Source organism: Allorhodopirellula solitaria (genome assembly GCF_007859855.1).
GTDB classification, from domain to species: Bacteria; Planctomycetota; Planctomycetia; order Pirellulales; family Pirellulaceae; genus Rhodopirellula; species Rhodopirellula solitaria.
Genome location: NZ_SJPK01000006.1, coordinates 51,844 through 66,211 on the forward strand (window position 1 = coordinate 51,844; position 14,368 = coordinate 66,211).

At 59.0% G+C, this 14,368-nt stretch carries 12 protein-coding genes; 6 read left to right on the plus strand and 6 right to left on the minus strand.

What is annotated here, in order from left to right; all coding sequences use genetic code 11:
* Window positions 1-6 precede the first annotated feature (6 nt).
* Window positions 7-1,326 carry a TCR/Tet family MFS transporter gene (locus tag CA85_RS13235; protein ID WP_146391822.1) on the minus strand — a complete coding sequence of 440 codons (1,320 nt, stop codon included), beginning with the start codon at window positions 1,324-1,326 and terminating at the stop codon, window positions 7-9.
* 97 nt (window positions 1,327-1,423) lie between these two features.
* Complete coding sequence (locus CA85_RS13240; protein WP_246112770.1) at window positions 1,424-2,638, minus strand: YheT family hydrolase; 1,215 nt, start codon at window positions 2,636-2,638, stop codon at window positions 1,424-1,426.
* Here CA85_RS13240 and thpR point away from each other — a divergent pair.
* Window positions 2,637-3,284, plus strand: coding sequence for an RNA 2',3'-cyclic phosphodiesterase (gene thpR, locus CA85_RS13245; protein ID WP_146391823.1), 648 nt, complete (start codon window positions 2,637-2,639; stop codon window positions 3,282-3,284). The two genes, CA85_RS13240 and thpR, sit on opposite strands and share 2 nt — an antisense overlap.
* Window positions 3,285-3,336: 52 nt before the next feature.
* The gene (gene tsaD, locus CA85_RS13250) at window positions 3,337-4,371 is read left to right on the plus strand and encodes a tRNA (adenosine(37)-N6)-threonylcarbamoyltransferase complex transferase subunit TsaD (protein WP_146391824.1); all 1,035 of its coding nucleotides are present in this window, start codon (window positions 3,337-3,339) and stop codon (window positions 4,369-4,371) included.
* Between the two features lie 603 nt (window positions 4,372-4,974).
* Here tsaD and CA85_RS13255 read toward each other — a convergent pair.
* The 3 genes from CA85_RS13255 to CA85_RS13265 all read right to left on the minus strand — a co-directional run bounded on the left by CA85_RS13255 (window position 4,975) and on the right by CA85_RS13265 (window position 8,744).
* A complete protein-coding gene (locus CA85_RS13255) occupies window positions 4,975-5,796 on the minus strand; it encodes a hypothetical protein (RefSeq protein ID WP_246112771.1) in 822 nt (273 codons plus the stop codon).
* A gap of 100 nt (window positions 5,797-5,896) precedes the next feature.
* Complete coding sequence (locus tag CA85_RS13260; protein WP_146391825.1) at window positions 5,897-7,249, minus strand: Gfo/Idh/MocA family protein; 1,353 nt, start codon at window positions 7,247-7,249, stop codon at window positions 5,897-5,899.
* 118 nt (window positions 7,250-7,367) lie between these two features.
* On the minus strand, window positions 7,368-8,744 hold the full coding sequence (locus CA85_RS13265) for an outer membrane protein assembly factor BamB family protein (RefSeq protein WP_246112772.1): 1,377 nt from the start codon (window positions 8,742-8,744) through the stop codon (window positions 7,368-7,370).
* A 1,091-nt stretch (window positions 8,745-9,835) separates the two neighbouring features.
* On the opposite strand from CA85_RS13265, the gene CA85_RS13270 reads away from it, so the two are divergent.
* A complete protein-coding gene (locus CA85_RS13270) occupies window positions 9,836-11,155 on the plus strand; it encodes a prepilin peptidase (RefSeq protein WP_146391826.1) in 1,320 nt (439 codons plus the stop codon).
* A gap of 3 nt (window positions 11,156-11,158) precedes the next feature.
* On the opposite strand, the gene cutA is transcribed toward CA85_RS13270, so the two are convergent.
* Window positions 11,159-11,503, minus strand: coding sequence for a divalent-cation tolerance protein CutA (cutA, locus tag CA85_RS13275; RefSeq protein WP_246112773.1), 345 nt, complete (start codon window positions 11,501-11,503; stop codon window positions 11,159-11,161).
* 460 nt (window positions 11,504-11,963) lie between these two features.
* Between cutA and dnaN the strand changes: the two genes are divergently transcribed.
* The 3 genes from dnaN to hisF all read left to right on the plus strand — a co-directional run bounded on the left by dnaN (window position 11,964) and on the right by hisF (window position 14,310).
* A complete protein-coding gene (dnaN, locus tag CA85_RS13280) occupies window positions 11,964-13,082 on the plus strand; it encodes a DNA polymerase III subunit beta (RefSeq protein ID WP_146391827.1) in 1,119 nt (372 codons plus the stop codon).
* 21 nt (window positions 13,083-13,103) lie between these two features.
* Entirely contained in the window at window positions 13,104-13,445 is a 342-nt protein-coding gene (locus tag CA85_RS13285; protein WP_246112774.1) for a DUF721 domain-containing protein, read from the plus strand.
* Between the two features lie 85 nt (window positions 13,446-13,530).
* Window positions 13,531-14,310, plus strand: a complete 780-nt coding sequence (gene hisF / locus CA85_RS13290) for an imidazole glycerol phosphate synthase subunit HisF (RefSeq protein ID WP_146391828.1) — start codon at window positions 13,531-13,533, stop codon at window positions 14,308-14,310.
* The last annotated feature ends 58 nt before the right edge of the window (window positions 14,311-14,368 follow it).

A 14,368-nucleotide genomic window follows, 5' to 3' on the forward strand; every position in this document is an offset into this window, starting at 1 on the left:
TTCCTGCTATTCCGCTGTTTCGGCCAGTTGCACGGGGTCTGGTTCGCTGTCCGTCTCGGGGATCGTTTCCCCGTCGTTCTTGGCCACCGCAGGATACTTTTGGAAAACGAAGTGGAGAATGCCCAGGGCGATCAGCAGCAGGAAGGAACCGAAAATGAACGGCGCGCCAGCGAAGGGAGCGCCGTTGTAGCGGATCGCGGTATCCTCGTGCGTGAAGTATCGAAACAAACCAGCGGTGAAGATCAATGGCGCGAGAATATTCGTCAGACTGAGCAACGAGGTCAGGGCACCCTGCACGCGGCCCTGCTCTCGCGGATCGACCCGGCTCGTCACTAGGCTCTGGATCGCTGGGCCGGCTAAACCGCTGAGCGAACCGAAGATGATAATGACGGGAATCATCCATCCCGCAGTGGCCAATCCATAGCATAGGAACGCGACGCTCGAGACGCTCAGCGCCATCATCAGTGTGCGGCGTTCACCAAACCGGCGGATGACAGGACGGACGAGCCCGCCCTGAACGACCACCGCCATGATACCGACCAGGGAAAGCATCAAACCGTTGGTGACCTCACCCCATCCGAAGCGGAATCCCATCGACAACACCCACACGTTTTCGAGCCCGCGTTGGGCCAAAGAACTAAACACAAACGCCGCCGCCAACCCGAGCACCATGGGATAGGCCCGCAGGCGCGTGATCGTGCCAAAAGGGTTCATGCTCCGCCAAGTGATCGTCGAGCTCCGCTTTTCCGGTGGCAACGACTCCGGCAAGATGAAATAGCCGTAGAGCCAATTGATCAGCGACAATCCGGCGGCGACGAAGAAGGGCAGCCGCAGGGAGATGCCTCCTAAAAATCCGCCTAAAGCCGGTCCAATGATGAATCCCAAACCAAACATCATCCCGACCAAACCGAAGTTGCGGGCTCGATTCTCATCATTGGAAACGTCGGCGATATACGCGTTACTCGTCGAAAAACTCGCCCCCATCATCCCAGCAATGAAGCGACCGACGAACAGCCAGCCGACCGAGTTGGCCAGCCCGGTGATGATGAAATCGACTCCGAGTCCAAAGAGCGACCCCAAGATGATCGGCCGCCGACCGAACCGATCCGATAGTGCCCCGAGCACGGGGGCGCAGAAAAACTGCATCAAGGAATAGGTTGCCGCAATGATGCCGACGTACCATCCCGCAGCCGATTCGTCACCGCCGACAAAGCTTTTCACCAGCTCAGGCAGCACCGGGATAATAATCCCGATCGCCAAAATATCGATCAACAGCGTCAACAGAATGAACGCCATCGCAGCAGGTCGTCGTGGAGGCGCGGTCAAACGGAAAATCTTTTCTGAGGGATCGAGGCGAATGAGGGGCCGACAGTTATACACGAGTTCTCTGCAAGAGCGAGACTGCTGCCCAATCCGGCTGAGCCTATCCGACGTCGCTCGCCGCTGTTAATGATCGCGCCGGCGAGCTCGCAAACGCACTCCCATAGAAGTCGCTCACCAGCTCATCGGTCCACCCGGTCCGGTCCCGCTGCATGAATCCGTGGTGACCACCAGCGGCCGAAATATGGACTCGCACGGCACCGTGATGAAGACCAGCCGCCTTCGGAGCTGTCCCCTGCTGCGTTCGCTGGGCAAGTCGATCGGCAAGTGTCGTGAACGACCGCACCGGCACCAGCGGATCGTCCGCCGACGTGACAATCAGCGTGGGGACTGCGATATCAGCGGCGACCGAGACCGCTGAAGAGGCTCGGTAGTAATCTCGCTCGTTGTCAAACCCAGCCAGCGGCGCTGTGAACTGGCGATCGAACTGCCGCAGCGTCTTGGGCTTGGGCAGCCGCAGCATTGCTTGATAATCGTCACGTTCTCGCAGCGGTGCGGACGCTCGGCGAAGCAAATGTTTGATGAAATACCAGTTGTAGAACCGCAGTTTCGCCGACTCCATCGCGTCACTGCAAAGCTGCAAATCCATCGGCGGGGCGATCGCCAAAAGCGGGCCTACCCGGTCCCAGCCCACTGGCGCGGTGTGCTTCCCGCTACCAACCCGTCCGGCGGCGAGCAGAAGTTGGTTCGCACCGAGCGAAACACCGAGGGCTCCGATGGGGCTGGAGACATCATCGACAAGGCGGGCGATGAACTCGATCGCTGCTAATACATCTTCGCTACGTCCCGCATGGGTGATCGAGCGGCACAGCGGAGCGGAATCACCACAACCTCGCATATCCAAACGAAAAGTGCGAATCCCGTGCTCGTTGAGCCGTCGTTGAAAACGCACCATGTAACCGGCGGAGTGACAACCACAGATACCATGCAATAATAAAACCGATCCCTTCGCCGGGGTCCAATTTTGAGGCTCGTCGTCATGGGCGACAAGCGTGTCACCGTCGGCCAACTCGATACTGTGGCAGCGATGGACCGCGTCGCCAACGTGATCAGTGTGCCCCATCCGAGCACCGATTAGCGTTTGCAGATGACCGCCACGCAAAATGCGGTGCTGTTGGAAAGGGGGAATCGGTAGTTCCGCCAGCCATCGGCACCCCGCCTGCACGTCCATGACCGAAGTAATCGTCTCATCTCGAACCACTGCCGCAGCATCCGACGCTTGGGCTACCGCGTAGTTTGTCGTACAACTATCCATCATGAAAACCATTCGAACCTTTCTTGCCATCCCGCTGCCCCCACCGCTCGCCCGAAGTGCGACGCAGTGGATTCACGAAATGAAGAACGGGGCGGGGAATCGGAATCGCCCAACGGAAAAAAGCCCGGCGGAGAATCGCGCAACAGTGTCGCCGGAATCGTCGGTTTCTGCGATGGGTATTAAATGGGTTCCCGAAGATAATTTGCATCTCACACTCAAATTCTTGGGAGAGGTCGACAATGTCGAAGTCCCCCAGGTTTGCGAGATCGTAGAGGCGGTTTGTGAGCCGTTAGATCCTTTTGAGCTGATCTTCGTCGGGGCGGGATTTCTGCCGGACAAAGATCGGGCTCGCGTCCTGACGGTATCGATCGAGGACCCCACCGATACTTTGGCGAAAATCGTCAGCCAAATGGAAGACCGGTTTGCCGATATCGGGTTCAAACGCGAACCCCGCGACTACGTCCCCCACCTGACGCTCGGCCGAGCCCGCAGTGGCAGCAGACGGCTGTCCCAACAGGCGATCGACTTGTGGGCGACCCATGAGAACGACCCACTCGGCGAAATGACCGTCGACAGCGTCCAAGTCATCGGCAGCTTTCTCGATAAACGTGGCCCGACCTACAACATCATGGATACCGTGGAATTTTAGCGGCAACCGCCGAGATTCTCGACCGATCCCCTCACCTCGGACCTTCTGAATCGTGCCTGACGATGTTCTCTTGGCGATCGAATCAACCTGTGACGAAACCGCTGCCGCCGTGGTCAGCCGTAGCGGCCGCGTGTTGGGCGAGTGCATCGCCACCCAAGAAAAACTGCACGAGCGTTTTAGCGGCGTGGTCCCCGAGATCGCGGCCCGCGCCCACCTCGAACGCATTTTGCCCGTAATCGACACCGCGCTGCGCGAGGCGGGCATCGGCGGCCGGCACCTGCACGCGATCGCTGTCGCCGACCGACCTGGCTTGGCCGGTTCGCTGCTCGTCGGCGTCGTCGCAGCCAAAACCCTCGCGATGGCGTGGCAGAAACCGCTCGTCGCGATCAACCACTTGCACGCGCATTTGTATGCCTGCCAACTCAGCCGCGGCCCCGAAAGCGTTTATCCTGCAGTGGGTTTGATCGTTAGCGGCGGTCACACAACTCTGTATCTGTGTCACGATCCGGTGAACCTCGAGTACCTCGGCGGCACGATCGACGATGCGGCAGGAGAAGCGTTCGACAAAGTCGCTGCCATGCTCTCACTAGGCTTCCCCGGCGGTGTCGAAGTCGCACGCTGGGCAGCCCGCGGCAACGACCGCGCCTTCTCCTTCCCCCGCTCGAAACAACACGATGGCTCGGATGACTTCAGTTTCAGCGGTCTGAAAACAGCTGTGCGGTACGCCATCGTGGGGCCCGGAAGGCAAGATTTTTCCACACTGCAGCTAAGCGACGAAACCAAAGCGGACGTGTGCGCCTCGTTCGAAGCCGCCGTCGTCGACGTCTTGGTAGCCAAAACCCGCAAAGCAATCAAACGCTGCGGCGTGCAGCGGCTGCTCGTCGGTGGCGGCGTCGCCGCAAACCAACGGCTGCGCCGTGACCTCGCCGCTGCGGCTGAGCAAGACAACTTCGAAGTCGTGATCGCCCCACCGGAGCTGTGCACCGACAACGCCGTGATGGGCGCGATCGCCTGGAAACAAATCGACCGCAACGACTTCGCGTCTCTCGACCTGGACATCACTCCCGGACTGCAACGCGGGTTTTGAGGACTCATCCGACGGAAGGGTGCGTTGGAGGTTTTGGCTCCAGTATCCAATGTTTGATTTGTCGGAGATGATGGTGAATGTTAGCCGGGAGAAACGGAGCTGAGCTCTGCAGAGATGCGGGCTTGTCAAGGGATATCCCGGTCGATGGTACGCCAATGGTGTTCCCGGTACCTGGCGGACATTCGTTCGTCGGGCACCCATTTTTGTAAGATTATTGGATACGAGAGCCATGCCTAGAAAAACCTGCCCCTGTGCTCCGCGCACGCTTCCGTCGGATGAGCCGTTTTAAGTAGGGCCGGTTCCCCCGGCCACGTACACCCGTGCCGCGAATCAGTGGACTGGCTGCAGCTATGGGATGCCCAGTCGTGACGCCGTCGTCACCGAGTACTGGAGACGGCCGGTAGGAACCGGCCCTACTTGGCTAGTCCCTGGCGACGAGTCCCCTTTGATCATTGGATTCGGCTGGGAACGAGGTGCCTCGGTAGGAGACGGCCGGTAGGAACCGGCCCTACTTGGCTGGCGACGAGCTACTTTGATCATTGGATTCGGCTACAAACGAGGTGTCGCGGTAGGAGACGGCCGGTAGGAACCGGCCCTACTTGGCTAGTCCCTGGCGAGGAGTCCCCTTTGATCATCGGGTTCGGCTACAAACAAGGTGCCGCGACAGCGACCGGCGGCGGTCCTGGGACCGGTGGCGACCAGCAATCGCTGGGGTGCGACACCCACGATTCCTAAGGAACAGCTGAAGTCGTAGCGCCCAATCATCTGAAAATCGTCATCGGTCTTTATCAAGGGATGATCTTTGCCGTAGCAACCAAACCACCAGAAACCATCGTGATACGTCGCCGTTTGGATGCCGAGTTCGGTCCACTTGCTGTCGATCACATGTTTCGTTTGAAAGCTGAAATCGGCGTCGTATTCGTAGACGTAGTTCTCTTGAACTCCGCTCGGAAGTCCACCCACCACGTAGAACCGATCGCCATGGACGCCGATCCCTCCCGCCCCATGGAATACCTCTTGCACCTCATGTTTTGCGATCGGATCGAGTGTTTCGGCGTCATAGACGTAGACCCACGAATCAGCGTTCCCTTTGGGATCGTTGAACTTTCCTAGATTCACCGCAACAAAGATCTGACCATCGCGGTGACAGAGATCGCCATGGTGATCGGCAACAGGAATTTTCTTTTCGATCTTTCCTGTCTCGTCAGTCTTCACCAATTCGGTTGTGAACGACCAGAAAATGGAGCCCTGGTCGTCAAGACAAACACCTTGCAGGTGTCGCGAATAATCGCCTTCGCACTCGACCGCGCCAATCTCCAGCGACGTTGGTGATGACTGGGCATCCGATGTTTCTTCGGCCCGAGTCCAGCCGCCGGGTAAAAAGCAAACGCTGAGTACGAAAACGATCAAGGGTCGATACTTCATGAAGTCGCTCTAAAAGAGTTTTTAGGAAAGGTTGAAGATATTTGCGGCCGCTGGCGTGCCGACATCAGGTCGAATGTGCCGCGGATCCTGTGAATCTATCCTACGACCAACTCCATCCTTCGCGTGGATCGATTCGCCGCAGGAATCGCTCCGCGTCCGTATTGGTGACCTTCATCGCCGCGGCATCCCAATCGATCGCTTGGCCGACTCGGTAGGCCACATTACCCAAATGGTTTGCTTCGGTCAGTGGTCCAGCGTAGCTGAATGGACTCGCCGTCTCACCTTGCCCACGGATCGCAGCGAGCCACTGCTGATGCTGTCCAGGCGAATCCGGCACAAAGGGCTCGGGCGGTTCAAAATCTTTGAATTCCGCTTCGGGCAAGAGGAGATGTTTGCTGTAGTCAGAAAGCAGCATCCCGTTGTCACCGATAAAGAGCGTGCCGCTGGACCACTGCGGGATTCCCTTTTCCTCCCAAATCTCGGGTTTGTGAGCGCCTTGGTACCAGCTGTGAGTGACCGGCGGCAACTCGCCTCTGGCGGCGTAGCTGTAGACCGCTGACATCGACGCGGGAGCGATCTCTGGATGTGGCGGGTCACCAAAGGCCTCTATTCGGTAAGGTGCATCGAGCTGAAGCGCCCAGTACGCCAAGTCGTTCCAGTGGCTGCCCAGATCGCTCATCGTCCCGTTGCCAAAGTCCCACCAACGGTACCATTTGGGACCGGGAAAATAGACGTCGTGATAGGGGCGTTCCTGGGCCGGTCCGAGCCACAGATCCCAATTCAAATAATCCGGCGGTGTCATCGCTTCGGACGGGCGATTTTGGACTGAGACGATGTCCCGATTGGCTTTCGCCGCCTCGGGACTCTGCAATCCCCAGGTTCGTCCCACCCACGTATGGACTTCGCTGACGTTACCAATCGCGCCGGTTTGAATCAGTTCAACGACGCGGTGGTAGTTGTCGCCCGCATGAATCTGCGTTCCCATTTGGGTGACCACCCCGGCGTCTTGTGCCGCTTTGGTGATCGCCCGGGACTCGAACACGTTGTGGGTGAGCGGCTTCTCACAATAAACATGCTTCCCGGCTTTCAGTGCTGGCATCGTCGCATAGGCGTGCGTGTGTTCGCTCGTCGAGACGACGACGGCATCGATATCATCGGTCGTTTCGTACAGTTCGCGAAAGTCTGCATACTGGCGGGCCTGAGGAAATTTCTCTGCTGCACTTGCCAAGTTCTTGGCGTTGACGTCGCAGAGGGCAGCAACATGAACGCCCGCATCGGACGCGATCGTGTGCAAATTGGCTCCGCCGCGGCCTCCGACACCGATGAACGCGATATTGAGACGGTCACTCGGGGCGGCAAAAGCGAGCCGCGACGAAGCGGCCGTGGCGCAAGCAGTGGCGGCAGCGGCGTGACTCAAAAACTCTCGCCGCGATGACTTTTGGACAGCTGACATGGACATGCAATCGTGTAGGAGGGAGGAAAGGCAGGTATACAAATTTATTGTACAGGTAGTGTATAGCGTAACCGAATCAAGCGTTGGGTTTGTGAGACGCCAACCGACTTTCGCCGCATCACTCCGCCGCAACGTCGTAGCAGAAAAGCACGCCTTGATCACGGATATAAAGTTTCCCGTTGGCAACCACCGGATGCGCCCAGGCTGGTGCGCTGCTGCGATCGGGCTGTTCAAAACGGCCGCGCTCGACCAATTCTTCGCGTGACGGTTCGATCAAGATCATCGTGCCGTCTTCACTGCGTAGATAGATACGTCCGTCGGCCATGGCGAGCGATCCTTTGGGGGCGTCGCGGTCTCGCCACAACAGCTCACCGGTCTTGAAATCGAGACAGGAGAGAAAACCACCGCCGTTGCCACCATTGGCACCGTACAACGCCCCGCCCGTAACGATCGTGCCCCCGTGATGGTTCTGCATGCTCGGTGTGAAATACACTTCCTGTGCTTCGATCTCGCCGTCGGCCGACTTCACCAAACGGACAGCTCCACCGCCTGCACCGTAGGCGGAGGTGGCGAAGATCAAACCGTCCTGAGAGATCGGTGTGGTGCAGCTAATTCCGATCGGATTTGCTGGGCTTTTGTATTGCCACAATACTTCCCCATCGGCTGCGTCGACCCCGATCAATGCTTTCGCAGTGAACTGGACGTATTGACGCTGGCCTTCGAAATCGATGGCGATGGCCGATGCGTAGCCTGCCGTGCCGCTGGGGCCGCGACGACGTCGACCCGAATTCCCACGGCGACCACCTCCTCGACCACCGGACGCTTGCTCACTCGACGCCTGATCTGCCGTTTCAGTTGGACTCGGATCGGGCAACTTCGATTTCCAGATCACCTCTCCCGTGGATTTGTCCAGTGCGACCATCGTGGCATCTTTTCCGCCAGGCGTGCAGATAATTTTCTCGCCATCGACGAGCGGTGATTCGCGGTAGCTCCAGGCGGGGACTTGCCCACCGAAGTCGTCGGCGAAACTTCGTTGCCAAACGATCGTTCCATCGCTCACGTTGAGGCAGGCAACGGCTCCTCCCATCCCGATCACGTAGAGCCGCTCCCCATCAACCGTCGGGGTGCAGCCCGGTCCTTCTTTGGATTGCGGCACGCCTTGCTCAATTTCGTCGCCGATCGCCGAGGCCCATTCTTCGCTGCCATCCTGCTGCGACAAGGCCCAGACGATCTCTTTGCCGTCGCGGGAGCTCATGCCGAAGATTCTTCCGTCGGCGATAGCCGGTGCGCTATCACCCCCGCCGAGCCCATCGGCTCGCCAAGCCAGAGGCGGTCCGTCGGCGGGCCATTGTTGCATGAGACCTGTCTCGAGTGAGATCGCGTCTCGATTCGGTCCTTGCCATTGCGGCCAATCGTCCGCCGTGGCCGCGACACTCGAACACGCTACTAGCGTCAAGACGCTGCAAGACTTCCACATCTTTGCCTTCTCAATCATCGACAACATTCGCTCAGCCCGTTTGTTCGCTGGGGTAGGATCGCAACTCTACCCAACAGTGTAGCTGCCTCGGAGTCGGATGGGTGTGGGTAAAGTAGCAAGACGGCTCCGACCGGCTGAGCTGACGGGCACACTACCGGCTCGCGACGGGCGGAGCCGTCGGGCGACTATGTAGCAAGACGGCTCCGACCGTCTGTGCTGAAGAGCACTCTTCCCACTCCCGACGGGCGGAGCCGTCGGGCGACTATGTAGCAAGACGGCTCCGACCGTCTGAGCTGAAGAGCACTCTTCCCACTCACGACGGGCGGAGCCGTCGGGCGACTATGTAGCAAGACGGCTCCGACCGTCTGTGCTGAAGAGCACTCTTCCCACTCCCGACGGGCGGAGCCGTCGGGCGACTATGTAGCAAGACGGCTCCGACCGTCTGAGCTGAAGAGCACTCTTCCCACTCACGACGGGCGGAGCCGTCGGGCGACTATGTAGCAAGACGGCTCCGACCGTCTGTGCTGAAGAGCACTCTTCCCACTCCCGACGGGCGGAGCCGTCGGGCGACTATGTAGCAAGACGGCTCCGACCGTCTGAGCTGAAGAGCACTCTTCCCACTCACGACGGGCGGAGCCGTCGGGCGACTATGTAGCAAGACGGCTCCGACCGTCTGAGCTGACGGGCACTCTACCGACTCCCGACGGGCGGAGCCGTCGGGCGACTATGTAGCAAGACGGCTCCGACCGTCTCAGCTGAAGAGCACTCTTCCGGCTCCCGACGGTCGGAGCCGTCGGGCGGCTATGTCGCCAGACGGCTCCGACCGTCTCAGCTGAAGAGCACTCTTCCGGCTCACGACGGGCGGAGCCGTCGGGCGACTATGTAGCAAGACGGCTCCGACCGTCTCAGCTGAAGGGCACTCTTCCCACTCACGACGGGCGGAGCCGTCGGGCGACTATGATCCTACGTGGGGCTTTCACTGTGACTTCTCGTCGTTATTTTTTAACGTGCCCCTTGATGCCTAGAGGTGAGACGGCCTCTCTTCTCTCCTGGAAGTGCGGTATCACCTTGGGGTGAATCTTTTTTCTTCCGTGCCAAGCGATAGCTCCATGAATCTCGGTCCCTTGAACTCGTCCATCGATGCTTGGATGAGCCTGTCCGAACCGGCTTCCACCGTGATTCTGGCTATACTCGGCTTGGTGGCTGGGGCGATGGCAAATCACGTGATCACGTCATGGTGTTGGTTTCGACGTCCGATCTCGCCTTGGTATGCCCTCGATCCGTGGCCCTGGGACGAAGAGCAGCGAGCGATCGTGGAAAAGCTGCCTGCCCGATCGTGGCTCGACCGAATCCCCATTGTTGGCTGGCTGCGATTGCGGCGTGAATCGTCGCTGTTGGGGCGCGGGTTCTGGGTACGGCCACTACTGATCGAAAGTGTCATGGCGTTGACACTACCGCTGATGCACCGCTCGTGGATCGCTGGTCAATTGCTGCCGCCTGAATTGCCCCCGAATCTTCTTCCCCTCTTCACGCCTTGGATGACCCTGCTGTTTTTCGTCCATGCGTTTTTGTTGACGATGATGGTCGCAGCGACTTTCATCGATTTCGACGAGCGCACGATCCCGGACTTGATCACTATTCCCGGCACGATCCTCGGCTTGGGGCTGGCCTGTCTGACCCCCTACATTTTTCTTCCCGGCGAGCTGCCTGGCGGCATCGCCCCTGTCACGCTGCAGCACCCGGTACAGTTGGCTCCCTCCTGGATGAGCGGCAGTGGCCTGCTGACCTGTTTAGCGATTTGGTCGATCTGGTGCTTCGCCCTGGCCGACCGCCGCGTCATTCTCCGCCGCGGTTTTTCCAAAGCGGTCTCCTATTTCTTCGCCCGGCTGATACGCCACGGCAGCTGGAAAGTCTTAGCGGGGATCTGGATCGTTGGCCTGATCGCGATTTGCGGGGTTTTTCAAATCGGCGATTCGACTTGGTTGGGACTGGCCAGCTCCCTGATGGGGATCGCTGTCGGCGGCGGTATCGTCTGGTCGATTCGCTTGGTCGGTAGCTGGGCGATGCGAACCGAAGCCATGGGATTCGGCGACGTGACGCTGATGGCAATGATCGGTGCTTACATCGGTTGGCAGGCCTCGACCGCTGCGTTCTTTCTCGCACCGCTCGCTGCGATCGCAATCGTTCTGGTCCAGTTCGCGATCACCCGCGACCGGGCCACCCCCTTCGGTCCGTACCTCTGTGCCGGGACTGTATTGACCGTGCTGTTCTGGGACCGGGTCTACAACGATGAACTACGGCTGACGATTGCTGCTATGGACGAGATCATGGGCGGCATGCTGCTGTGGCTGGGAGTCGCTCTACTCGGACTGCTCGGCGGCATGCTGTGGGTTTGGCGGTTGATCAAGCAGCGGATTCTCGCCGGCTAGTCGTCAGCGCGTCTGATCGTTCACCCAGCGGGTGTATCCTGCCGCTGCTGCCGTCACCGGGGTAACGAGAATCTGCGGCTCGTCGTAGGGATGATGTTTCTCCAGGTGTTCTGTCAGTGCCGCGGTCAGCGAGGCCCGCGACTTGATGATCAGCCGGTACTCTTTCTCGACCTTCAGCTGGCCCTCCCAGCTGTAGTGGCTCTCGACAGGCGAGTCGATTTGGACGCAGGCCGCCAGTCGGTTTTGCAGCAACGAGGCGGACAGCCGCCGGGCCGTCTCGGCACTATCGACGGTCGTCCAGAGTATCGTCAGCTCGTCCGTTTCCAAATTATTTTCGTTCATTTTCATTGCCGATTTCGCCCCGTTTTAACTTGCCCAGCCCACTTCCGCTGCTGTGGATAACTCGTCTCCTGAGTGTCGAACTTCTGTCGATTCCTGTCGACCCCTGAGCATCCCTGCTGCCACCTGTGTCTGAGGTCGTCTGAGATCCAGACAACATGAGACAGGTTTCGGACAGTGGATAGACAGGTTATCCACAGTTATCTGGTGGCCGATTTGCGTGTGATTTGCTGGTATTGGCGAGGCGATCTCGCCTTCGTTGGACACTCCAGCGCCGCACATTACGACGACGAAGAAGAAAATGATTAAGTGAATTGATGGCAAACCTCTGAGCGGTAGCTGTCGCTTGCTAGCAATCCAACAGGGCTGTGGACCACTGGGTTTGAAAAGCGAGGGGGTGCATCGGCGGCGCGGCGGCGGTAAAACAGTCATCGATCATTGCCGAACGCTCTTTTCCAGTCAGTCACACATGAAGATCACCTGTCAACGAGATACCCTCGCCAACGCTTTCGCACTGGCCGCGAGCATTGCCCCGACGCGTTCGCCCAAGGAGATTTTGCAGAACGTCAAAATCACAGCGGCGGGTTCGAAGTTGACGCTGTCGGCGACCGACCAAGAAGTCGGAATTCGACTGGACGTGACCGAGGGAGTCGAGATCGACACCGAGGGGACCGCGCTATTGCCGGTGCAGCGAACCGGGGCGATTTTCCGCGAGAGCAGCGACGAGAAGATCACAATTGAAACCGACGAGTCGGGCATCCGGATCTCGGGCAGTCGTAGCAAGTTCCGTTTGCCTGGTAGCAATCCCGATGAATTTCCGACAGTCCGGGAGTTCGACCAAGAGAAGTATCACCAACTCAGCACGCGGCAATTCCGAGAGATGCTGCGGCGGACCGCCTTTGCGACTGATTCAGAATCGAGCCGATACGCGCTCGGTGGAGTGTTGTTGGAGATGGAGGAGAACTCCGTGATTGCGGTCGGCACCGACGGGCGTCGGCTGGCACGAATGGAGGGCACGGGCGAGCCCGTGGGTGGTCACCAGACCAATGGCATGACCACGATCGTGCCCACGCGAGCGATCGCACTGATCGAGAAAGCTCTCAGTGAAAAGGATGACTCGGTCGAAGTCTCCTCACAGGGCAACGATCTTTTGATCCGCACCCCGCGAGCGGTCATTTCGAGTCGCTTGGTCGAAGGCCGTTATCCCAATTGGAGGCAGGTGCTACCCCAGCGAGAGAACGCCGTGCAGATCGATGTGACCGTCGGACCGTTGTTCGCAGCACTTCGGCAAGCGGCGATTGTGACCGATATCGACAGCCGCGGAGTCGACTTCACATTCGCCGACGGGACCCTCAAACTCGAGGCCTCCACCGCTGACCTCGGCGAGTCGCAAATTGAACTTCCCATCGCCTACGACGGTGAATCGATCACGCTGACAATGGATCATCGCTACCTCGCTGATTTCTGCAAAGTGATGGATGGGGAATCGACTTTTGTGATGGAAATCGAATCGTCGAAATCACCCGCGCTGTTGAGTACCGATGATGGATATGCCTACGTCATCATGCCGATGGCACGAGACCGGTAAGCGAAAGGCGAGGGCGAGCATTTGAAGAAGAAAACGCACCACGAGGAAACCGATCGTGGCAACAGTGCTCGCCGGATCGGGACGATCGTCTCGCAATTGATGAGCCGGCGGGGATACGCCAGCGTCGCGAGCGACAACGCGATGACCGATTCCATCGCCCGCAGCGTGGGCCCCGCACTCGCGGGCAGTATCGTGGTCGGCAAACTCAGCCGGGGAGTCCTGCATGTGTATGCCGTCGACAGTGTCGTGATGCAGGAACTGACATTTCAAAAGCGTCAGATATTGAAAGCGCTGGCGAAGGACCACCCGCAAGCCAGAATCACGGATATCCGATTTCGCTTGCAGACGCAGATCAAACCGTAAAAGTCTCTCCGAAAAGGGGTCTGACCCGCTCCGGAGAGGCACTCACTCACCTGAACACTTTCTTCATCTGACCACAGCTTCTTCCATGCTCGCAGCACGCATCATTCCCTGTTTAGACGTTCATGGCGGCCGGGTCGTCAAAGGCACGAACTTCGTCAATTTGCGAGACGCCGGCGATCCCGTGGAAGTGGCCCGTCGATACGAAGCCGAGGGGGCCGATGAACTCGTGTTCCTTGATATCACAGCCAGTCACGAGGAGCGGGACATTCTGCTCGACGTCGTTCGGAGAACAGCCGAGCAGGTCTTCATGCCGCTGACAGTCGGCGGTGGAGTGCGCACCGTCGAAGACGTTCGAGCGCTGTTGTCGGCAGGATGCGACAAGGTATCCATCAACTCCGCCGCAGTGACGGACCCCGATTTCGTCCGCCGGGCAGCCGATCGATTCGGTTGCCAGTGCATCGTGGTCAACATCGACCCCAAACGGGTCGAGCGAGATGGCGAGGAGTTTTGGGAAGTGCACATCAACGGCGGTCGCAAACCCACCGGATTGCAGGCGGTCGAATGGGCTAAGCGCGTCGAGGAACTCGGGGCGGGAGAAATCGTGCTGACCAGCATGGACGCCGATGGCACCTGCGATGGATACGACATCCCGATCACGCGAGCGGTCAGTGAAGCGGTGTCGATCCCGGTCGTCGCCAGCGGCGGGGCAGGTTGCCCAGACCATTTGGGGGAAGCGATTCGTGATGGGAAAGCCGATGCGGCCCTCGCGGCGAGCATCTTCCATTTCGGCACGTATACGATTTCGCAGACCAAAGAGCGGATGCAGGAGATGGGGATTTCGGTACGGCTCCCGGTCACGTCCTGAGCATACTTCTTGCGGGCACTCCTTTGACGGTACTCCTTGACCTGGAAAGCAATCGCAA